This window comes from Caballeronia sp. GAFFF1, from assembly GCF_023630705.1.
Taxonomy (GTDB): Bacteria; Pseudomonadota; Gammaproteobacteria; order Burkholderiales; family Burkholderiaceae; genus Caballeronia.
In genome coordinates this window covers 1-21,617 of the sequence record NZ_JALQEM010000017.1, presented here as the reverse complement: position 1 = coordinate 21,617, position 21,617 = coordinate 1, and the positions used below count along the sequence as shown (strand labels likewise).

Genomic DNA, 21,617 nt, shown 5'->3' with positions numbered 1-21,617 from the left:
GTTATGTCCACGACACTCAATGAAAACCTCCTGCTCGCGGTCCCGCTGGCTCCGCTCGCGGGCTCGCTGATCGCGGGGCTGCTCGGGAAGACGGTGGGGCGCAAGGGGTCGCACCGCGTCACCATTCTCGGCGTCTTCATCTCGTTCATCCTGTCCGCGTTCGTCTTCTACGACGTGATGATGGGCGCGAGCTTCAACGGCACCGTCTACGAATGGATGACGATGGGCTCGCTCAAGATGGAAGTCGGCTTCCTCGTCGATTCCCTGACGGCGATGATGATGGTCATCGTGACCTTCGTCTCGCTGATGGTGCACATTTACACCATCGGCTACATGGCGGAAGAAGACGGTTATCAGCGCTTCTTCTCGTACATTTCGCTTTTCACGTTCTCGATGCTGATGCTCGTGATGAGCAACAACTTCCTGCAGCTCTTCTTCGGCTGGGAAGCGGTGGGTCTCGTCTCGTATCTGCTGATCGGCTTCTACTTCACCCGCGAAAGCGCGATCTACGCGAACATGAAGGCGTTTATCGTCAACCGCGTCGGTGACTTCGGCTTTCTGCTCGGCATCGGCCTGCTGCTGGCGTTCGCCGGCTCGCTGAATTACGGCGACGTCTTCGCGCAAGGCGAAAAGCTCGCGGCCATGACGTTCCCGGGCACGAGCTGGGGCCTGCTGACGGTCGCGTGCATTTGCCTCTTCATCGGCGCGATGGGCAAGTCGGCGCAGTTCCCGCTGCACGTGTGGCTGCCGGATTCGATGGAAGGCCCGACGCCGATCTCCGCGCTGATTCACGCGGCAACGATGGTGACGGCCGGCATCTTCATGGTGACGCGCATGTCGCCGCTCTTCGAGCACTCGGATGCCGCGCTGTCCTTCGTGACGGTCATCGGCGCAATCACGGCGTTGTTCATGGGCTTCCTAGGCGTCGTGCAGAACGACATCAAGCGCGTGGTCGCGTATTCGACGCTCTCGCAGCTCGGCTACATGACGGTCGCGCTCGGCGTGTCGGCGTACCCGGTCGCGGTGTTCCACCTCGGCACGCACGCGTTCTTCAAGGCGCTGCTGTTCCTCGGCGCAGGCTCGGTCATCATCGGCATGCACCATGACCAGGACATGCGCAACATGGGCGGGCTGGCCAAGTACATGCCGATCACCTGGATCACGTCGCTGATCGGTTCGCTGGCGCTGATCGGCACGCCGTTCTTCTCGGGCTTCTATTCGAAGGACTCGATCATCGACGCGGTGAAGCTCTCGCATCTGCCGGGTTCGGGCTTCGCGTATTTCGCGGTGGTCGCGAGCGTCTTCGTCACGGCGCTGTATTCGTTCCGCATGTATTTCCTCGTGTTCCACGGCAAGGAGCGGTTCCGCGGTCCCAAGCATCCCGATTCGCCGATGGGCGCCGAAGAGGCGACGCACGGCCAGGGCCACGGTAGCGACAATCATGGTCACGCGCACGGCCACGGCCACGATGACCACGGCCACGGCCACGCACACGAGCCGCATGAAAGCCCGTGGGTCGTCACGCTGCCGCTGGTTCTGCTGGCGATTCCGTCGGTCGTCATCGGCGCGATCATGATCGGCCCGATGCTCTTCGGCGACTTCTTCTCGCACGGCGTCGTGTTCGACAAGGTGATCTACATCGCCGAGAACCACGAAGGCATGCGCGAAATGGCCGAAGAGTTCCACGGCTGGTTCCCGATGGGTCTGCATTCGGTCGCGGGTCTGCCGGTGTGGCTGGCGCTCGCGGGCGTGATCGTCGCGTGGTTCCTGTACATGAAGCGCCCGGACCTGCCGCCGGTCATCCGCCGCCGCTTCGGCCCGATCTACACGCTGCTCGACAACAAGTACTACTTCGACAAGATTAACGAAGTGGTCTTCGCCCGGGGCGCGGTCGCGATCGGTCGCGGGCTGTGGAAAGAGGGCGATGTGGTCGTCATCGACGGCGTCGTCAACGGCAGTGCGCGGTTCGTCGCCTGGTTCGCCGGTGTGATCCGCTTCCTTCAATCCGGTTACATCTATCACTACGCGTTCGCCATGATTATCGGCATGTTGGGGCTCTTGACCCTGTTTGTAACGCTCGGCGGCAAATAAGGCGAGGGACCCTATGCACTCTTTTCCGATTCTCAGTGTCGCGATCTGGCTGCCGATCATCTTCGGCGTCCTGGTTCTGGCTGTAGGTTCTGACCGTAACCCCGCGCCCGCGCGCTGGGTCGCGTTGATCGGCTCGGTTCTCGGTCTGATCGTGACCCTTCCGCTGATCACCGGCTTCGATACGTCGAGCGCCGCGCTGCAATTCGTCGAACAGGCGAACTGGATCGAGCGGTTCAACATCACGTATCACCTGGGTGTCGACGGCATCTCGATGTGGTTCGTCGTGCTGACCGCGCTCATCACCGTGATCGTCGTGATCGCCGGGTGGGAAGTCATCACGGAGCGCGTCTCGCAGTACATGGCCGCGTTCCTGATCCTCTCGGGCATCATGATCGGCGTGTTCTCCACGGCCGACGGCCTGCTGTTCTACGTGTTCTTCGAAGCCACGCTCATTCCGATGTACATCATTATCGGCGTGTGGGGCGGCCCGAATCGCGTGTATGCGGCGTTCAAGTTCTTCCTGTACACGCTCGCCGGCTCGCTGTTGATGCTGGTCGCGTTGCTGTACCTGTACACGCAGACGCACACGTTCGACCTCGCCACGTGGCAAGCCGCGAAGATCGGCATGACGCCGCAGGTGCTGCTCTTTATCGCGTTCTTCCTGGCGTTCGCCGTGAAGGTGCCGATGTGGCCGGTTCACACCTGGCTGCCGGACGCACACGTAGAAGCGCCGACCGGCGGTTCCGTGGTGCTGGCGGCGATCATGCTGAAGCTCGGCGCATACGGTTTCCTGCGCTTCTCGCTGCCTATCGCGCCGGACGCAAGCCACTTTCTGGCGCCGGTCGTCATCACGCTGTCGCTGATCGCGGTCATCTACATCGGCCTCGTCGCAATGGTGCAGGCCGACATGAAGAAGCTGGTCGCGTATTCGTCGATTGCGCACATGGGCTTCGTCACGCTCGGCTTCTTCATCTTCAGCCAGCTCGGCGTGGAAGGCGCGATCATCCAGATGATCTCGCACGGCTTCGTCTCGGGCGCGATGTTCCTGTCCATCGGCGTGCTCTACGACCGCGTGCATTCGCGTCAGATCGCGGATTACGGCGGCGTCGTGAACACCATGCCGAAGTTCGCCGCGTTCTCCATGCTCTTTGCCATGGCCAACTGCGGTCTGCCGGGCACCTCGGGTTTCGTCGGCGAGTTCATGGTGATTCTGGCTGCCGTGAAGTTCAACTTCTGGATCGGCTTCCTCGCCACGTTCACGCTGATTCTCGGCGCGGCCTACACGCTGTGGATGTACAAGCGCGTGTATTTCGGCGCAGTGGCGAACGACCACGTCGCGAAGCTCGCGGACATCAACAAGCGTGAAATGTTCATGCTCGTCGTGCTCGCGCTGTTCACGCTCTATATGGGCCTGCATCCGAAGCCCTTCACCGACGTGATGCACGAGTCGGTGGCAAACCTGCTCTCCCACGTCGCGCAGTCCAAGCTGCCGCTGGCTCAGTAACGCCGTGCGGAGGAACTAAAAGATCATGCAAAACGCCCCTATGAGTGTCCTGTTGCCCGACGGCATCCTGATGGCTGCCGTCGTCGTGGCCTGGCTGAACGACACGATGTTCGGTCCGTCGAGCCGCCGTACGACTTACGCGATCTCGCTGATCTCGACCGTCGTCGTCGGCGTGTGGTTCGCGTTCTCGGCGCTCGATCCGACGCCGCATTACTTCTTCGCGCGCATGTATATCGTCGATCCGTTCGCGAGCGCGATGAAAGCGGTCGTGACGCTCGGCTACGCGGTGTCGATCATCTATTCGCGCAAGTATCTGGAAGACCGCGATCTGTTCCGCGGCGACTTCTTCCTGCTCGGCCTGTTCTCGCTGCTCGGCCAGTGCGTGATGATTTCGGGCAACAACTTCCTCACGCTGTATCTCGGCCTCGAACTGATGTCGCTGTCGCTGTACGCGGTCATCGCGCTGCGCAAGGACGCGCCGCAGTCGAACGAATCGGCGATGAAGTACTACGTGCTCGGCGCGCTGGCGTCCGGCTTCCTGCTCTACGGCATCTCGATGCTGTACGGCGCGACCGGCTCGCTGGAGCTGAACGAAGTGCTGAAGGCGGTGGCGTCGGGCCGCATCAACGACGCCGTGCTGCTCTTCGGCGTGATCTTCATCGTAGCGGGCGTGGCGTTCAAGATGGGCGCGGTGCCGTTCCACATGTGGGTGCCTGACGTCTACCAAGGCGCACCGACGGCCATGACGCTGCTGACCGGCGGCGGCCCGAAGGTCGCGGCGTTCGCATGGGGCCTGCGCTTCCTGGTGATGGGCCTGCTGCCGTTCGCGGTCGACTGGCAAGAGATGCTGGTCATCCTCGCGGCGCTGTCGCTGATCGTCGGCAACATCACGGGTATCGTGCAGAAGAACATCAAGCGGATGCTGGCGTACTCGGCCATCTCGAACATGGGCTTCGTGCTGCTCGGCCTTTTGGCCGGCGTGGTCGACGGCAAGGTGACGGGCGCGGCGGGCGCGTACAGCTCGGCGATGTTCTACAGCATCATCTATCTGGTGACGACGCTCGGCACCTTCGGCATCGTCATGCTGCTCGCGCGCCGCGACTTCGAAGCCGAACAGATCGACGACTTCAAGGGCCTCAACCAGCGCAGTCCGGTGTTCGCCTTCGTCATGATGATCATGATGTTCTCGCTCGCCGGCATTCCGCCGACGGTCGGCTTCTACGCGAAGCTCGCCGTGCTGGAAGCGACGATGAACGCCGGTCTGACGTGGCTCGCCGTGCTGGCCGTGCTGACGTCGCTCGTGGGCGCGTTCTACTACCTGCGCATCGTGAAGCTGATGTACTTCGACGCGCCGCAAGACGCTTCGCCGATCGTCGCGGATAGCCTCAATCGTTCGCTGCTGGCGTTCAACGGTCTGGCCGTGCTGGTACTGGGCCTGGTTCCGGGTCCGCTGATGACCGCGTGCCTGCAAGCAATCACGCATACGCTGCCGCTGTAATGTCGGCTGCAGGCTGGTTCATCGTGCTGTTGGCGCTCGTCGGCGCCAACGTGCCGTTCCTGAACCAGCGCCTCTTCGCTGTCGTGCCGGTGCGGTTGCCGGCGCCGACCCGCCATCAGGCGGCGAAGAAAAGCGCGTGGATCAGGATCGGCGAGTTGATCGTTCTCTACTTCGTGGTCGGCGCGCTCGGCTTCATGCTCGAAGCGCGCGCCGGCAACCGTTTCGATCAGGGATGGCAGTTCTACGCCATCACCTTCAGTCTGTTCGTGGTGCTCGCGTTTCCGGGCTTCACCTATCAATATCTCGTCAAACGCCGCTGATGGCTTCGCGCCCTCGGCGGCTGTTTGCTTAACCGGCACAGGGTGCAAGATGGCAGACCAGTTCTCCGTTTCCGATAACGACGACGGCCTCATCGAGACGAAGGTCGAAAGCGTCACGCTGCATGAAGGCAAGTTCCTCACGCTCAAGCGCGATACGGTGGCGTTGCCCGACGGCAAGCACGCCACGCGCGAATTCGTGGAGCATCCGGGCGCGGTGATGATCCTGCCGGTTTTCGACGACGGCCGCGTGCTGCTCGAACGTCAGTTCCGCTATCCGGTCGGGCGCGTGCTGCTCGAATTTCCGGCAGGCAAGCTCGATCCGAACGAGGACGAACTGACGTGCGCCAAGCGCGAATTGCAGGAGGAAACCGGCTATACCGCGCGTGATTGGATCTTTCTGACGCGCATTCATCCGGTCATTTCGTATTCGACCGAATTCATCGACCTGTACCTGGCGCGCGGTCTCACGGCTGGCGACGCCAAGCTCGACGAAGGCGAGTTCCTCGAAACGTTCATCGCGGACGAAGCGCAACTGATGGCGTGGGTCAAAGACGGCACGATCAGCGACGTGAAGACGATCATCGGCGCGTTCTGGCTGGAGAAGATCCGCTCGGGCGAATGGCAGGCGGGCAGGACGGCGGCTGTGTAAGACGCCGGCTGGCTCTGTCATCACGGAAAGCGGCCGCGTTGGCCGCTTTTGTCGTTTTGACGCCAGCGCTCGGCGGCGAAACCGCCGAACAGCTAGAATCTGAAGTCGCTCGCTCACGCGGGTATTTCCCGACGCCCCGAGGTCACGAGATCAACGCACGATCGTTCGAAAAACGCGATTCTGAGATAAACTCACCGAAGTCCCATCAGCATGAAGGTCCTCGATTTAAAGTGCTCGCACGAACATCGCTTTGAAGGCTGGTTTGCTTCGACCGAAGAATTCGAGTCGCAGCTGAGCCGCAAGCTGGTCGCGTGCCCCGTTTGCTCGACGACGGATGTCAGCCGCATGCCGTCCGCGCCGCGCCTGAATTTGTCTTCGGCGCGTGGGGAGGCGCAGGCGCAAGCGCAAGCGCCCAAAGCATCGCCCGATGCGGCCGCCATCCAGGCGCGTGCGCTCCAGTTCATGCGAGAGCTGATCGAGAAGACCGAAAACGTGGGCGAACGTTTCGCTGAAGAGGCGCGGCGCATTCACTACAACGAAGCGCCGGCGCGCAATATTCGCGGCGTCACGACGCCGGAAGACGCGCACGCTTTGCTGGAAGAAGGCATCGAAGTAATGCCGCTGCCCGTGCCGGCCGCGTTGAAGGAGCCGCTGCAGTAAAGGCTGAACGCGGCGTCTTCCCGGCTTCGGCCCGACAAGGAGACATCGCGTATGAGTCGTCATTCCTTCGTTGCGTGTCACGGCTGCCGTCTTGCCGCCGTCTCGCCTCGCATTGCCCCATTTCCCCGCATCAATCGCACCGAACGCGCTTCTTGGAGCGCGATCCGGCGCTTCCTGCCGCCTTCGATTGTCTGACGCTAAAAAGAGGACCTACCCATGACCTACAGCTTCGAGGATTTTGAAGTCGGCGCGGCGGTGACGCTGAGCGCGCATACCTTCAGCCGCGAGGAGATCATCGACTTCGCCAGCCGCTACGATCCGCAGCCGTTTCATCTCTCGAAGGAAGCGGGCAGGGCGTCGCATTTCGGCGGACTGGTCGCGAGCGGATGGAACACGTGCTCCGCAATGATGGGCATTCTCGTGCGCGACATGCTCGCCGATTCGACGTCGATGGGCTCGCCCGGTCTCGACAACATTCGCTGGCTCAAGCCCGTGCGCGTCGGCGACTCGGTGCGGCTCACCGTGCGCGTGCTGGACAAGCGCGTGTCGAAGAGCAAGCCCGATCGCGGTATCGTCTCGACACGCTGGGAAGCGCATAATCAGGACGGCGAACTGGTGCTGACCGTCGATTCCGCTGCGCTCTTCGGCCTGCGGACGCCTGCCGCGATCTAGCGCTTCGCGTACTGCGTCGCGCCGAACAGCACTTCCTTCTCCTTGTCCGTGAAGGGCTTGCGTTCGCGCGCCAGCACCTGCACGCCGCGCTCCACGGCCGGCCGCGCCGCGATCGCATCGAACCAGCGCCTCACGTTCGGGAATTCATCGAGCACGATACCCTGGTTCTCCCACGAGCGCGTCCACGGAAACGTCGCGATGTCCGCAATCGTGTACTCGTTTCCCGCGAGGTATTGCGTGACGCCGAGTTGCTTGTCCATCACGCCGTAGAGCCGGCGCGCTTCGTTGGTGTAGCGGTTGATCGCGTAGTCGATTTTCTCGGGCGCGTAGTTACGGAAGTGATGCGTCTGCCCGAGCATCGGTCCGACGCCGCCCATCTGGAACATCAGCCATTGAATGGTCGTATAGCGTCCGATGGCGTCGGCGGGCAGGAACTTGCCGGTTTTCTCCGCGAGATACACGAGGATCGCGCCCGATTCGAACAGCGCGAACGGCTTGCCTTCCGGACCGTCGTTGTCGATGATCGCGGGAATCTTGTTGTTCGGGCTGATGGCGAGAAAGTCGGGCGTGAACTGGTCGCCCGCGCCGATATCGACGGGATGAGCCCGGTATTCGAGGCCGGTTTCCTCCAGCATGATGTGAATCTTGTGCCCGTTGGGCGTCGGCCAGCTATACACGTCGATCATGTGCGCTCCTCGTTCTTGCAGGTGACGCATTCGCGCGCGGCTCGCGGAATGGCAGCGAAAATTAGAGCATGTTTGCGCTGGCCGTGCAGAATTCGCCCGTGGCTCGCTACGGTGAATCAGTGGCGCGGTTCCATGTATTTCGCAAGCTCCAGCTTTGCAATCGCATTGCGATGCATTTCGTCGGGTCCGTCCGCAAGCCTCAACGTGCGCGCCGAGGCGTACGCGTACGCGAGCGGAAAATCGTCGCAGACGCCCGCCGCGCCGTGCGCCTGGATCGCCCAGTCGATTACCTGACACGCGACGTTCGGCGCGACCACCTTGATCATCGCGATCTCGCCGCGCGCGCCCTTGTTGCCGACGGTATCCATCATGTAGGCGGCCTTCAGCGTGAGCAGCCGCGCCTGGTCGATCATGATGCGCGCCTCGGCGATGCGTTCCTGCGTCACGCCATGTTGCGCGACGGGCTTGCCGAACGCGACGCGCGTAAGCGTGCGCTTCGCCATGAGTTCCAGCGCGCGCTCCGCGAGCCCGATCAGCCGCATGCAATGATGGATGCGTCCCGGCCCGAGCCGCCCCTGTGCGATCTCGAAGCCGCGTCCTTCGCCGAGCAGCATGTTGGCGGCCGGCACGCGGACCTTGTCGAGCGTGATGTCCATGTGACCGTGCGGCGCGTCGTCGTAGCCGAACACGTTCAGCGGGCGATGCACGGTGATGCCTTCCGCATCCGCCGGCACGAGACTCATCGACTGCTGCGCGTGCTTCGGCGCGTCCGGGTCGGTCTTGCCCATCACGATGAACACCTTGCAGCGCGGATCGCCCGCGCCGGACGACCACCACTTGTGGCCATCGATGACGTAGCTGTCGCCGTCGCGCGTGATGCTACAGCGGATATTCGTGGCATCCGATGAAGCGACTTCCGGCTCAGTCATCAAAAACGCCGAGCGGATCTCGCCCCGCAGAAGCGGTTCGAGCCATTGGGCTTTTTGCGCATCCGTGCCGTAGCGTTCGATGGTCTCCATGTTGCCCGTGTCGGGCGCGCTGCAATTGAAGACTTCGGGCGCCCACGGCACGCGGCCCATGATCTCGCAAAGCGGCGCGTATTCGAGATTCGTCAGACCGGCGCCGCGTTCCGACGACGGCAGGAACAAGTTCCACAGCCCCTCGCCGCGCGCTTTGTCCTTCAACGCTTCGATGAGGCGCGTCGGAACCCACGCGTTGCCGGCCGCGCGATTCGCCGCGATTTCGTCGCGGAATGCGTTCTCGTTCGGATAGATATGCGCGTCGAAGAAAGCGTGCAGTTTCGCGCGCAACGCCTCCACTTTCGGCGTGTATTCGAAGTTCATGGGCTCGTCTCCTGATCCGTTGTCATGCGCCGGCTTTCTGCGCGTATCGCCATGCGAGTTCGGCCATCGGCCGGGCGCGGCGGCCTGCGTCGATGGCTTGCGCGCTCGCCGCCGTGCCATCCACGACGCGCTTCATGATGCCTTGCAGGATCGCGGCGATGCGGAACATGTTGTAGGCGAGATAGAAGTTCCAGTCGCCCTCGATGTTCAAGCCCGTCCGCTCGCAATAACGCGCGACGTACGCGGCTTCGTCGGGAATGCCGAGCGCGGTCCAGTCCAGCCCGGCGATGCCGCGGAACTGCGACGGATCGACATGCCACGCCATGCAGTGATACGCGAAATCGGCGAGCGGATCGCCGAGCGTCGAGAGTTCCCAGTCGAGTACCGCGAGCACGCGCGGCTCGTTCGGATGAAAGATGAGGTTATCTAGCCGGAAGTCGCCATGCACGACACTGACTTTCGCCGCCGACGACGCAGGGACATGCTGCGGCAGCCAGTCGATTAGGCGATCCATCGCGTCGATCTTCTCGGTCTGCGACGCGACGTACTGCTTGCTCCAGCGCCCGATCTGCCGCTCGAAGTAATTGCCCGGCTTGCCGTAGCTGTTGAGTCCGGCGGCTTCGACATCGACCGTGTGAAGCGCCGCGATGACGCGGTTGGTTTCGTCGTAGATCGCGGCGCGTTCGGCGGGCGTCATGCCGGGCAGCGACGGGTCCCACAACACGCGGCCTTCGACGAACTCCATCACGTAGAACGCCCGGCCGATCACGCTTTCGTCCTCGCACAAGGCCAGCATGCGCGCGACCGGCACGCCTGTAGTGGCGAGCGCATCCATCACGCGATACTCGCGCTCGATTGCATGCGCCGACGGCAGCAGCTTGGCGGCGGGGCCGGGCTTTGCGCGCATCACGTACGCGCGCGACGGCGTCACGAGCGACGGCGTCACGAGCTTGAACGTGGGGTTGGACTGACCGCCCGCGAACTGCTCGACGGCGAGCGGGCCGGCGAAGCCATCGACGTGCGCGGCGAGCCATGCCGCGAGCGCATCGGCGTCGAAGCGTTGGCCTTCGTGCACGGGGCGCGTGCCTTCGAATGCTGAAAAGTCGGAGTGCTGATTTGTATCGTTGTCTGCCATCGTCTCCTCCGTTTTTGTATGCGCGATGCCTAGTCCATGTCGCTCGCTTTGAACTTCACGAACTGCGCGTAAAGCAGTTCCATCGTCGTGTTCCGCACGTCCGCGTGCAGCGGCGAGGGCGGCGAATGATTGATGGCGTGCACGACCCAGTCGCCGGGTTTGTCGCCGACATCGAGCGCGTTGATGCAGCCCGTTGCCTGCGACAAATGCCCGAAGAACGCGCGCCCGCCCGCCGTGATCGCATGCGAGAGCAGCGCGCGATTAACGCCGCCGTGCAGCACGAGCAGCACCGTGTCCCACGACGTGTCCGCGCGCAGCCTCGTCACGGCGGGCAAGGCGCGCTCGAGCAACTGGCCGATGGTCTCGCCGCCAAGAAACTGCGTCTCTTCGGGCACGACGCCGTCGAACACGGAGAGGAAGGCGCGCTCGATATCGCTCGTGGAAAGATTCGCGAGCCGTCCGCCACGAATCTCCTGCCACTCCGGCCAGATTTCGATTTGCGCCGCCTGGCCCGTTTCCGCGAGCACGCGCTCGGCCGTCTCGATGGTGCGCGGCAGGCCGCTCGCGATCACGCGATCGAAGCGGACGTTTTGCGCGGCGAACTCGCGGCCCGCCGCGCTCGCTTCCTCGCGGCCGCGCGCGTTGAGCGGCACGCTTTCAGGGTCGATGGCGCGGCCGGTGTCGTCGAAATAGGTCACGTCGCCGTGACGCATCAGGAAAATGCGCCGCCGCTTCGGCAGGTCGTAGCGAGCCATGATCTCAGCGATAGTTCGGCTGGCGTTTTTCGAGGAACGCGGTGATGCCTTCGAGCGCGTCGCCGTGATGAAGCGCATCCACGAAAGCGTCGCGCTCCATATCGAGATGCGCGGCGAGCGGCTGCACGTCTGCCGCATTCATCAGCGACTTGATGCGCGCGAGCGCCTTCGGCGACACGCTGCCGAGATCGTCGGCCCACGCGATAGCGGCATCCAGCGCGATGCCTTTCTTCGTCAGCCGGTTGACGACGCCGACTTCGTGCAGACGCGACGCGCCGATGGGCTTCGCTTCGAGCAGCACCTCGCTCGCGAGCGTGCGCGGCAGGGCGCGCGACAGGAACCATGAAGCGCCGCCGTCCGGCGTGAGGCCCACGCGCGCATACGACATGACGAATTTCGCGTCGTCGGCGGCGACGATCAGATCGCACGCGAGCGCGAGCGAAAAGCCCGCGCCGGCCGCCGCGCCTTCGACCGCCGCGATGACCGGCTTCGTCGACGCCCGCAGCGCGCTGATCCATTCGGCCAGCATGTCGATGCTTTGCGCCTGCACCGACGGGTCTTTCGCGCGATTTTCCAGCAGCCGGTTCAGGTTGCCGCCCGCGCAGAAGAAGTTGTCGGCGCCGGTGAGCACGATGGCGCGTACGGAGTTGTCGCGCTCGGCCGTCGAAAGCGCTTCGATGCCGGCCGCGTACATGTCCGGATGCAGCGCGTTGCGCGCGCCCGGATTGGACAGCTTGAGCACGAGCGTGGTGTCGCTGCCTGCGGGCCGGTGTGTCAGCAGTTCGGCGCTCATCGGAGCTCCTCGGTATGGGTAAGCGAAAGTCCGAGCTGCGCGCGGCGCGTGAGCCACGGAGAAGGGCGATAGCGCGGATCGCCGAGCGCGCTCTGAATGTTGCGCAGAATCGTGAGAATGGTCGTGGCGCCGAGCGAATCGCCGAGCGAGAGCGGCCCGCGCGGGTAGCCCAGCCCGAGCGTCACGGCGAGGTCAATGTCCGCAGGCGTCGCGATGCCTTGCTGCGCGATGTCGCAGCCGATATTCACGATGGTCGCGACCACGCGCTGCGCGACGAAGCCGGTCGAATCGCGGATGACGGTGACCGGCACGCCGTCGGCGGCGAAGAGCGCGTGCGCTGCGTCGCGCATGGCGGGCGTGGTCGCGGGCGTCGTCATGACGGTGCGGCGCGCGACCGTATCGAGCGGAAAGAGCGTATCCACGGCGACGACGCGCGTGGCGTCGAGATGTTCGGCGACGGCGGTCGTGGTCGCGTCGAAGCCGAGCGGCGTCACGACGATGAGCGAATCGGGCGCGGGCGTGTTGCCCGTGTCGATGTGCACGGCGGCGTCGTGCTTCGCGATCACTTTGAGCACCTGCTCGCGCGCAGCGGGCGACGCGCGGCTGATCCATACGCGCGCCGGCAATTGCGTCGGCGCGGGCGGCTCGTCCGGCACTTGCTGCTTGCCTTCCACGTAGCGATAAAACCCTTCGCCCGCCTTGCGCCCGATCAGCCCGCCCGCGAGCCGCGTGCCGGTGATGGGCGAAGGCGTGAAGCGCGGCTCCTCGTAGAACTGGTGATAGATCGACTCCATCACCGGATGCGAGACGTCGAGCGCGGTCAGATCCAGCAGCTCGAACGGCCCGAGCCGAAAGCCCGCCTGCTCGCGCATGATGCGGTCGATGTCCGCGAAACTCGCGACGCCTTCGCTCGCCACGCGCAGGCCTTCGGTGTTCATGCCGCGCCCGGCGTGATTCACGATGAAGCCCGGCATGTCTTTCGCGCGTACCGGCGTGTGACCGATGCGGCGGGCGAGTTCCATCAGCGCGTCCCCGGCTTTTCGGTCGCCGCGCAAGCCGTCGATGACTTCGACCACGCGCATGAGCGGCACCGGGTTGAAGAAGTGAAAGCCCGCGACGCGTTCCGGTTTCGCGCAGCCCGCCGCGATCGCGGTAATGGACAGCGACGACGTGTTCGACGCCAGAATGCACGCGTCGCCGACGACCGCTTCGAGTTCGCGAAAGAGTCCGCGCTTGATCTCGAGATTCTCGACGATCGCCTCGACGACCGCGCCGCAGTCGGAAAGCTCGCCGATGTCCGTCGCGTCTTGGACGCGGGCGAGCGCGGCGTGCGCGTCCGCTTCCTTCAGCTTGCCCTTGGCGGTGAGCTTGCCGAATGTCTCGGACAGATACGCACGCGCGGCTTCCAGTGCTTGCGGATTCGCATCGTAGAGACGCACGGTCAGTCCGGCGAGCGCCGCGATCTGCGCGATGCCGCGCCCCATCGCGCCGCTGCCGACAATGCCCAACGTTTCGATCTTGTATTCCTGCGGACTCATGATGCGCTTCGACTCCTCGATGTTCTCTGTGTTGTCTATCGTGTCCGGCAGCAAGACGACGCTCAGAGCTTGCGCAGTCGGTCCAGCGCGAGCGCGAGCGTCTCTTCCTTCTTCGCGAAGCAGAAGCGCACGACGCCCGACTCGTGGGACTCGTGATAGAACGCCGACACGGGAATCGCCGCGACGCCGATCTCGCTCGTCAGCCATTGCGAGAATTCGGCCTCGGGCATGTCGCTGATCGCGGAATAATCGACGCACTGGAAGTAGGTTCCGTCGCAAGGCAGAAGCGAGAAGCGCGTATCGGCGAGCCCGGCGCGGAAGAAGTCGCGCTTCTTCTGATAGAACGCGGGCAGTTCCAGATACGGCTTCGGATCTTCCAGATAGTGGGCGAGCCCGACTTGCATCGGCGTGTTCACCGTGAACACGTTGAACTGATGAACTTTGCGGAACTCGGCGGTCAGCGCGGCGGGCGCGGCCACATAGCCGATTTTCCAGCCCGTTACGTGAAAGGTCTTGCCGAAACTGGACACGACGAAACTGCGCTGCGCGAGCTCCGGATAGCGCGACACGCTTTCGTGCGGCGCGCCGTCGTAGACCATGTGTTCATAGACTTCGTCGGACACGATCAGCAGGTTCGTCCCGCGCACGATGTCTTCGAGCTTGCGCATGTCCGTATCGCGCCACACGCGGCCCGTCGGATTGTGCGGCGTGTTGATCATCAGAAGGCGCGTCTTCGGCGTGATGGCCGCAGCGATCTTATCGAAGGGCAGCGCGTAGTCGGGCGCTTCGAGCGAGACGAATACCGGCTTGCCGCCCGCGAGTTCGATGGCCGGCACGTAGCTGTCGTACATCGGCTCGATCACGACGACCTCATCGCCCGGATGCACGCAGCACAGCACGGCCGTCAGCAGCGCCTGCGTCGCGCCTGCCGTGACGGTGATCTCGCGGTCGGCGTCGTAGGCGCGGCCGTAGAGCGCCTCGATCTTGCGCGCGATCGCCTGGCGCAACGGCGCGGCGCCCGACATCGGCGGATACTGGTTGTGGCCGTCGCGCATGGCGGAGGCGACGGCATCGACGATGCGCGCGTCGCAGTCGAAATCGGGGAAGCCCTGGCCCAGATTCACCGCGCCTTTTTGCGCGGCGAGCGCGCTCATCACGGTGAAAATAGTCGTGCCGACATTCGGCAGACGCGACGGGAAGGACAGATCGGGTGCGGCCGGATTCAGTTCGTGCGTAGCGTTCATAGCGTAGTAGGACGTGGGCTGAGCGGTAGTCACATGCGGTGATCAGGCAAGGGCGGCCATGCCGGCGTGCGCTTCGAGCGCGGCGACGAACGGCTTGGGCTCGGCGATGCGAAACGCGAAGTCGCGCGCGACGCGGCGCGCGAGCTTCAGCACCGCGCGATCTTTCGAGACGAGCCAGTCCGCCTGCGAGGCCTGCGCGAGTTCGAGAAACTTCTGGTCGTCGCGGTCGCGGCACTTCGGCAAGGCAGGCGCATCCGGCGATGCTTCGGGGGCAACCAACTGCGACAGACTCGCGAGCTTCCCGAGCGCCGCCGACTTGTCGATGCCCATGCGCACGAACTGCGGATAGTCGAGCACGTGCGTGAGTTCCGCAAGGCACCGGGCGTCGATCAGCGCATCGAGCGCGCGGGCTTCGAGCGCGGCGCGGATCGGCCGCGTGGCCGGATCGTCGAACACGAGTATGTCGATCCACACGTTCGAATCGAGCACGACCCGCAGATTGTGAGGCGGCGCGGCGGAATTTTCCATTCGATACAATCGGGGGTTTATGCCTATGTCGCCGGCGGGGTGCCGGCGAGCCTCCATGATAATCGTTCTCTCGCCCGCTAAATCGCTCGACTACGAGACGCCCGCTCACATCAAGAAGCACACGCTGCCCGAATTCGTCGATGACGCCGCCGAGTTGATCAAAGGCTTGCGGCAGCTTTCGCCGCAGCAGATCGGCGGCATGATGGGCATCTCGGATCAACTCGCGGCGCTCAACTTCCAGCGTTATGCCGAATGGTCGAAGACCTTCGACGCGCACAATTCGAAGCAGGCGGTGCTCGCCTTCAACGGCGATGTGTATGAAGGCTTCGCGGCTAAGACGCTGACTTCCGCCGATCTCGACTACGCGCAGAATCATGTGCGCGTGCTGTCAGGCTTGTATGGACTGCTGCGGCCGCTAGACCTGCTGCAGCCGTATCGGCTGGAAATGGGCACCAAGTTTCCGAACGCTCGCGGCAAGGATTTGTATGCATTCTGGGGCGAGCGCATCACGGCGGCGCTCAACGAGCAGTTTAGGCGGCAGCGCGGCGCGCGCGTGCTGGTCAACTGCGCGTCGGAGGAATATTTCAAGTCGGTGAAGCCGAAGCAGCTCGACGTGCCCGTCGTCTCGCCGGTCTTCGAGGACTGGAAGGGCGGCCGCTACAAGATCATCAGCTTTCACGCGAAGCGCGCGCGAGGTCTGATGGCGCGTTACGCGGTGCAGAAGAGAATCGACGAGCCAGAAGCGCTGAAGGGCTTCGACAGCGAAGGCTACCGGTTCGACGCGAATGCATCGAACGATACGACTTATGTGTTTCGCCGCCGCGTCGCGGAGTGAGACAGGCGCATCAAGGACATCATCATGAGCATTTCGATTACCAGCAATTTCGACGCAGGCGCGGTCGAGATCATCGACGCGAGCAATCCCGCGAACGTTCGCCTGCGCGTGCGTCCGGACACGAAGGCCGACTTCGCGCAGTGGTTCTACTTTCGCGTCTCGGGCGCGCGCGGCGAGCGCCTCGTGATGACGTTCGAGAACGCGGCGCAGTGTGCCTTCGCCGATGGATGGCGCGACTATCGGGCGGTCGCGAGCTACGATCGCGTGAACTGGTTCCGCGTGCCGACGCAGTACGACGGCCGCGTGCTGACGATCGATCACACGCCGGACTTCGATCGCGTCTACTATGCGTATTTCGAGCCGTATAGCGAGGAGCGTCATTCGGAGTTTCTCGGCGCGGTTCAGCAGATGCCGCATGCAACGTTGACGGAACTCGGCCGCACGGTCGAGAACCGGCCCGTGTCGTTGCTCACGCTGGGACTGAACGACGAGGCGGCCGCGCGTCCCAAGAGGAACGTATGGATCATCGCGCGCCAGCATCCTGGCGAGACGATGGCGGAATGGTTCGTCGAAGGGCTCGTGAAACGTCTTGCAGGCTGGGGCGATTGGTCGGGCGATCCGGTCGCGCGGGCGCTGTTCGATCGCGCGGTGTTTCATATCGTGCCGAACATGAATCCCGACGGCAGCGTGCTCGGCAATCTGCGCACGAATGCCGCGGGCGCGAACCTGAACCGCGAATGGATGGAGCCGAGCGCCGAGCGCAGCCCCGAAGTGCTGGTCGTGCGCGACGCGATTCGTGCGACGGGTTGCGACATGTTCTTCGATATCCACGGCGACGAAGCCATCCCGCACGTGTTCGTCGCCGGGTCGGAGATGCTGCCGGCCTTCACCGAGCAACAGGCGAAGGAGCAGAAGGCGTTCGTGGAGTTCTTCAAGCAGGCAAGTCCTGACTTTCAGGATGTGCACGGCTATGAGAGCGGCAAATATCGCGAAGATGCGCTCAAGCTCGCGTCCAAGTACATGAGCCAAGAGTACAAGTGTCTGTCGCTCACGCTCGAAATGCCGTTCAAGGACAACGCTGATCTGCCGGACGAGCGCGTCGGCTGGAACGGTGAACGCAGTGCGGCGCTCGGCGCCGCCATGCTGCAGGCGATTCTCTGGCAATTGCAGGCGTTCGCGGCGTGACGGCGGCCGCTATCTGCAAACAATGAAAAGGGCGCGGCCGTCTTGCGATGGCCACGCCCTTTGTTCATGCCACGCCGCTTAGGCCGGCTAGTGTTTCTTCGACGCCTTTTTCGCGCTCTTGCCGCTGCTCGTGCCGCTGCTCGTGCTTTTGCCTGCCGCTGCCGCTTTCTTCGATGACGACTTCGTCTTCGCGCCGTGCTTGCCTTTCTTGCCGGACGTGCTGCGCGGCTCTGCATGCGGACGCAACGGCGGGACCGGGTCGTTCCATCCGAAGGCGAGCATTTGACTGCCGACATAGCCACAACGGAATTTGAGCGGCGTCGAATCTTTCTCGCCGCTTTTCCCGACGCCTTGTCCTTCGACGGTCACCACATTGTCGACCTTGATGCGCTGCTTCTTCTCGTCGAACGAGTCGTTCCACGGTTCGATGGTGGAATGCGATGAATCGAATGAAACAGGCGGGAATTCGACGTGATCGAAGGCCGCCGACGTGCTGGCGATGAAGTTGCCATGCGCGGCGCAATCCGCGACCAGCGGATTGGCGTTGAAATCGGTCACGAAGTGATGAACCAGTTCATTGCGCTCGTCGAGCGTATCGGCAAAGGCGGACGTCGCGCACAGAAGCGCGGCGCATACCGCGAACCGGCCGACGAGGCTCATCAGCCGGCGCGGTGCAAAGTTACTTTCCATCAATTTGGCGCTAAGAAGACACGGGCAAGTAAGATGCCTCGTGTGGGGAAGGAGTTCAATCTTATCGCACTTTGTGCGCGTGTCGGAACGCGAAGCATGCGAGAAGGCGTGGTCTGCGGTGCGCGCGGATGTTCTTCTAGATCGACGTCAAACCCGCGGACCACGGTCCAGGCGATAGCGGCGCACGTCGTACGTGGTGATCCACGCCGGCTTGTACACCGTGATCAAAATGGTGAGAAGTCCGGTGAACAAGGACTCACCGGCACCGAGCAATAGCGCTCCGCGCGTGAATGCAGCGGGCACATTCACCGCACCACCGGCAAGCGCTGCCTCGAGTAACACGGTCGAGCCGCAAGCAGCCGCCACTGCTGCGGCCGACACGATAAACCCGTGGCCTGCGATGAAGGTGAAGAGGTTGCGCGGCAGCCATGCGTTGGACAGACGCTGCAGCAGTGTCGATACCGCGACGGGCACGGCACCGAAGAGAAGGTACGTGATTGCGACCGAGAGCCAAGAGGCGTCGAGCACCACGGCTGCGAGCCCTGTGCTCGCGGCCGTGCCGATGAGCGCGAGCCGCCAGTCGAACAGCGTGACCATTAGCGTGGCGCCCAGCAGGTGGATGACGGGCCCGTCATCGAACCATGCGTTGCAGGCCCATAGCACCGTTACCGAGACGATCACGCCGAGCCAGACGTGCTGGAGCGTGGCGTCCTGCAGGCGATTGAATGGCCGCTGCACCAGGACGAGTGCAAGCAGCCCCGCGGCAACAATCCAACTGCCGACGGTCAGCCAAAGCGGTAGCGGTGTGTAGAAGAACCCCATGCCTGCATATTACTCGTTACGTTTGAAACGTGTGCGCAATCAACGAACCCGAATCCCGCGATTGTTGCTAGAACGACGCCTCGGGCTCTGCGGCCATGGGCAGCGAAGCGCCTTCCTGGTTCTCGAGCGGCGGATATTTCGCGCGCCGCCTGCGCAGCGGGACCACATGGGACTCGCCCGGCGTTGCGCGGATGGCTTGCTCGGCATCGCTGCGCAGAATCTCCAGATACGAATTCTGCACGCCGTTGTAAATGGCGACCGCCGCCGCACGGTTCGTCGCCCCGAGCTGCTGGAAGATACTTGCAAGATGAATCTTGACGGTGCCTTCGCTGATGCCGAGCGTCTTCGCGATCATTTTGTTCGTGCTTCCCATATGCACGCAGCGCATGATCTGTTGCTGGCGCGGCGAAAGCGTCGGATGAGCGCGCACGGTATCCGGCATTGCGGCAAGGGCGTGCTGACGGCGGATGGGCAGACCGCGGATGGGCGCGAGATCGATGACATCCGGCGGAACATAGTGACCGCCGATAAGCACCATCTCGAGCGCGCGCAAAATGAGGATGGGTTCGAGCGTGCGAGGAATGACGCCCATTGCGCCCGCGCTCATGAGCATGTAGACCTGTGCGGCGCCGGAGCGGTCAACCATGACCGCGGCGGGAACGGCGGGCGCGTTGTCGAGCAGCGTTTGGAGCTCGCTCATGCGCATGCTGTCCGCCCAATCAATGACGATCATGCGGGCCTCCATGCGCTTCAGCGCAGATCCCGCCTGCCGCCAGTCTCTGACTTCAGTGAACTGCGCTTGACGTGCGACACGGCGCAGCAGTGTTTTGAGGCCCGCACGGCGCTCCGCGTCCGAACCCATGATCATTATTTTCATGCTTAACCTCTTGTCAATACATCCGACGCTCACTCGCGGCGGAACCGAACGCCAGCGAATGTCGGCGTTGGCGTGATATTGACAAACTTCTTGCGATCGCGCCCCCTATCCGAATGGCATAGGCGAAAAGCACAAAGCCCCGCGCGAGGGCGGGGCTTTTGCCGATCTGCTGAAGCATTGACGCGTGTCAATGGAAGTGGGGCTGCGCGGGTTCGGCGTCCTCGGGCATCTCGGCGTGAACGATCTCGCCTAGCGGATCGGCGTAAAGCGGCACGCCGCAGTCATCGCAGAACTCCGGCTCGAAGCGTCCGGCGTGGCGACGAACATCGGTGACGCCGGACTTTCTGAGCAGCTCGACGATCTCTTCGACCGGACCGTCAGCGCCTTCCAGTTCGGCTTCATCTTCGAGGCCCGCCTCGCCGTTCTCGCGTCCGTACAGCGGCCAAACGACGCCATAGATCACGTCGTTGCTGCCGCGCCGGGTGAATCCAATGCGATATTCGTCGATGCGGCGCTCGCCGAAGCCAGCGATGACCGCGCGCAATTCTTGCGGGCCGGTGCCGAGCGTATCGAAGAGGTATCGGACAGCGGTGCGCACGGTGTGAGGGCGTACTTGCTCGTCGGCATCCCGACACGCCGAATAGTAGGCATCAGGCAGCAAACATTCGAATTCGCAGCCGGGAAGAATGCTCGCGAAGCTGGCGCCGCCCTGCGCCGCCCATTGTTCGAGACATTGACTGCGCTCGATCCGCGCTCCGTTCTCGTCTTCCTGCCAGCGGAAGAAGGCTTCGCCCGCCGGGACAACGGCGACAGCGAGCAGAAAGCGCGGATCGGCGAGGATCGGCGACGTCTCCGGCAAGTCAGCCAGATTGATGCGCGCGCTGGCACCGCCGAGCGCCGCCTGCGTCAACTGTTGCGCGAGACGCGCCGTATCGACATGATGCCGCGGCAATTGGTCGATGCTGTACAGATACGGCGCGACGGCAAGGCGTGCGCCGCTAGCCAGCACGTGCGCCTGCAACTGCGTGCGGAGGGCGTCGACAGAGTCGGTCTTGAGCGTGCCTGATGGAATCGCATAGCGCGTCCACGCGAGCACCGGCGCGGCGATCAGGAGAGACTCGTGCGGCACGCCGTCGATATCGATCTTGAACGACTCGCTATGCGTTTCCGCCATGTCGGCCAACGCGCCGTAGGCGTCGGGATGAGCTTGCTGCAGGTGATCCAGCGCAGCATCTAGAGTTGTTTGGTTGCCGTTGCGCACCAGTTTGGCGATGAGGGTGTCCAGGCGGGCTTCCCAGAAGCGATCTTCGACGCGGCTGCCCGAGGCGAAAAGCGCGAGAGAGAGGCTGACGAGTTTGTCCGCGTCTGGTGGGAGGCGTTTAGAAGTTCGCGTGCGCATATTAATACAGGTTCATTGGGGCGAAGAACCTTTTATTGTAGTCGTTCGGCCGGCTGTTTTACGGGATGCGCGCGTCGGCTGTCGATAGGCGCCCGGGAGCCACGTTGATGTTTCGAACGATCGCAAAAAAAATTGCTAGTGCCCTTGCGATCGGCGTTGGCACTCACTACAATTCCGTTCCTTCGCGATTCAACGAACGCGAAGGAAGCGGGAGGTAGTGGTGTCGTGGTTGGGGCTTGGAAAGTGAGAAGTGTTTCAAGCGCGGTTGACGAGTGAAATGCTTCAAAAACTTGTTGACACTGACCGAAACGACGTACATAATCTCGTTTCTCTGCTGCTGATGCAGCGACGCAAGACGAAGCGGTTGAGCTAAGTGCTCGATGCGGCGAGGTA

The 21,617-nt window shown here is 63.3% G+C and carries 22 protein-coding genes; 9 read left to right on the top strand and 13 right to left on the bottom strand.

The window, feature by feature from the left end:
• The first annotated feature begins 3 nt into the window (after positions 1–3).
• The 7 genes from nuoL (at position 4) to NCR37_RS08105 (ending at position 7,394) form a co-directional block, all read left to right on the top strand.
• Positions 4–2,091: an NADH-quinone oxidoreductase subunit L gene (gene nuoL, locus NCR37_RS08135; RefSeq protein WP_250472553.1), complete on the top strand. Its 2,088-nt coding sequence runs from the start codon at positions 4–6 to the stop codon at positions 2,089–2,091.
• A gap of 13 nt (positions 2,092–2,104) precedes the next feature.
• Entirely contained in the window at positions 2,105–3,595 is a 1,491-nt protein-coding gene (locus tag NCR37_RS08130) for an NADH-quinone oxidoreductase subunit M (RefSeq protein WP_250472552.1), read from the top strand.
• 25 nt (positions 3,596–3,620) lie between these two features.
• On the top strand, positions 3,621–5,093 hold the full coding sequence (gene nuoN / locus NCR37_RS08125) for an NADH-quinone oxidoreductase subunit NuoN (RefSeq protein WP_250472551.1): 1,473 nt from the start codon (positions 3,621–3,623) through the stop codon (positions 5,091–5,093).
• On the top strand, positions 5,093–5,413 hold the full coding sequence (locus NCR37_RS08120) for a DUF2818 family protein (protein ID WP_250472550.1): 321 nt from the start codon (positions 5,093–5,095) through the stop codon (positions 5,411–5,413). The genes nuoN and NCR37_RS08120 overlap by 1 nt, the downstream gene beginning before the upstream one ends.
• Before the next feature lie 49 nt (positions 5,414–5,462).
• Positions 5,463–6,062 (top strand): NUDIX domain-containing protein, encoded by a 600-nt coding sequence (locus NCR37_RS08115; protein WP_250472549.1) that lies wholly within the window; start codon positions 5,463–5,465, stop codon positions 6,060–6,062.
• A 210-nt stretch (positions 6,063–6,272) separates the two neighbouring features.
• The gene (locus tag NCR37_RS08110; RefSeq protein ID WP_250472548.1) at positions 6,273–6,722 is read left to right on the top strand and encodes a DUF1178 family protein; all 450 of its coding nucleotides are present in this window, start codon (positions 6,273–6,275) and stop codon (positions 6,720–6,722) included.
• A gap of 216 nt (positions 6,723–6,938) precedes the next feature.
• Positions 6,939–7,394: a MaoC family dehydratase gene (locus NCR37_RS08105; RefSeq protein WP_250472547.1), complete on the top strand. Its 456-nt coding sequence runs from the start codon at positions 6,939–6,941 to the stop codon at positions 7,392–7,394.
• Here NCR37_RS08105 and NCR37_RS08100 read toward each other — a convergent pair.
• The 8 genes from NCR37_RS08100 to NCR37_RS08065 form a co-directional block, all read right to left on the bottom strand.
• Entirely contained in the window at positions 7,391–8,080 is a 690-nt protein-coding gene (locus NCR37_RS08100) for a glutathione binding-like protein (protein ID WP_250472546.1), read from the bottom strand. The genes NCR37_RS08105 and NCR37_RS08100 overlap by 4 nt on opposite strands.
• Positions 8,081–8,196: 116 nt before the next feature.
• Positions 8,197–9,423 carry an acyl-CoA dehydrogenase family protein gene (locus NCR37_RS08095; RefSeq protein ID WP_250472545.1) on the bottom strand — a complete coding sequence of 409 codons (1,227 nt, stop codon included), beginning with the start codon at positions 9,421–9,423 and terminating at the stop codon, positions 8,197–8,199.
• A gap of 22 nt (positions 9,424–9,445) precedes the next feature.
• Positions 9,446–10,558 carry a phosphotransferase gene (locus tag NCR37_RS08090; RefSeq protein WP_250472544.1) on the bottom strand — a complete coding sequence of 371 codons (1,113 nt, stop codon included), beginning with the start codon at positions 10,556–10,558 and terminating at the stop codon, positions 9,446–9,448.
• A gap of 29 nt (positions 10,559–10,587) precedes the next feature.
• Positions 10,588–11,313: a histidine phosphatase family protein gene (locus NCR37_RS08085; protein WP_250472543.1), complete on the bottom strand. Its 726-nt coding sequence runs from the start codon at positions 11,311–11,313 to the stop codon at positions 10,588–10,590.
• A gap of 4 nt (positions 11,314–11,317) precedes the next feature.
• Positions 11,318–12,106, bottom strand: coding sequence for an oxepin-CoA hydrolase, alternative type (locus NCR37_RS08080; RefSeq protein WP_250472542.1), 789 nt, complete (start codon positions 12,104–12,106; stop codon positions 11,318–11,320).
• On the bottom strand, positions 12,103–13,644 hold the full coding sequence (locus NCR37_RS08075; RefSeq protein ID WP_250472541.1) for a 3-hydroxyacyl-CoA dehydrogenase: 1,542 nt from the start codon (positions 13,642–13,644) through the stop codon (positions 12,103–12,105). Before NCR37_RS08075 ends, NCR37_RS08080 begins: the two co-directional genes overlap by 4 nt.
• 62 nt (positions 13,645–13,706) lie before the next feature.
• Complete coding sequence (locus NCR37_RS08070) at positions 13,707–14,888, bottom strand: pyridoxal phosphate-dependent aminotransferase (RefSeq protein WP_250472540.1); 1,182 nt, start codon at positions 14,886–14,888, stop codon at positions 13,707–13,709.
• Positions 14,889–14,930: 42 nt separating this feature from the next.
• Entirely contained in the window at positions 14,931–15,416 is a 486-nt protein-coding gene (locus tag NCR37_RS08065; protein WP_250472539.1) for a putative toxin-antitoxin system toxin component, PIN family, read from the bottom strand.
• A 55-nt stretch (positions 15,417–15,471) separates the two neighbouring features.
• On the opposite strand from NCR37_RS08065, the gene yaaA reads away from it, so the two are divergent.
• Both yaaA and NCR37_RS08055 read left to right on the top strand, forming a co-directional pair.
• Positions 15,472–16,251 (top strand): peroxide stress protein YaaA, encoded by a 780-nt coding sequence (gene yaaA, locus NCR37_RS08060; RefSeq protein ID WP_250472538.1) that lies wholly within the window; start codon positions 15,472–15,474, stop codon positions 16,249–16,251.
• A 24-nt stretch (positions 16,252–16,275) separates the two neighbouring features.
• Positions 16,276–17,436 (top strand): M14 family metallopeptidase, encoded by a 1,161-nt coding sequence (locus tag NCR37_RS08055; RefSeq protein WP_250472537.1) that lies wholly within the window; start codon positions 16,276–16,278, stop codon positions 17,434–17,436.
• Between the two features lie 87 nt (positions 17,437–17,523).
• Here NCR37_RS08055 and NCR37_RS08050 read toward each other — a convergent pair whose 3' ends face one another.
• The 5 genes from NCR37_RS08050 to NCR37_RS08030 all read right to left on the bottom strand — a co-directional run.
• Positions 17,524–18,126: a BspC domain-containing protein gene (locus NCR37_RS08050; protein ID WP_250472536.1), complete on the bottom strand. Its 603-nt coding sequence runs from the start codon at positions 18,124–18,126 to the stop codon at positions 17,524–17,526.
• Positions 18,127–18,273: 147 nt separating this feature from the next.
• Positions 18,274–18,948, bottom strand: a complete 675-nt coding sequence (locus NCR37_RS08045) for a hypothetical protein (protein WP_250472535.1) — start codon at positions 18,946–18,948, stop codon at positions 18,274–18,276.
• Positions 18,949–19,015: 67 nt separating this feature from the next.
• Complete coding sequence (locus NCR37_RS08040; RefSeq protein ID WP_250472534.1) at positions 19,016–19,825, bottom strand: helix-turn-helix transcriptional regulator; 810 nt, start codon at positions 19,823–19,825, stop codon at positions 19,016–19,018.
• Between the two features lie 187 nt (positions 19,826–20,012).
• A complete protein-coding gene (locus NCR37_RS08035; RefSeq protein WP_250472533.1) occupies positions 20,013–21,224 on the bottom strand; it encodes a DUF2863 family protein in 1,212 nt (403 codons plus the stop codon).
• A 166-nt stretch (positions 21,225–21,390) separates the two neighbouring features.
• Positions 21,391–21,617 (bottom strand): hypothetical protein (locus NCR37_RS08030; RefSeq protein ID WP_250472532.1); only part of this gene is annotated, 227 nt, incomplete at its 5' end.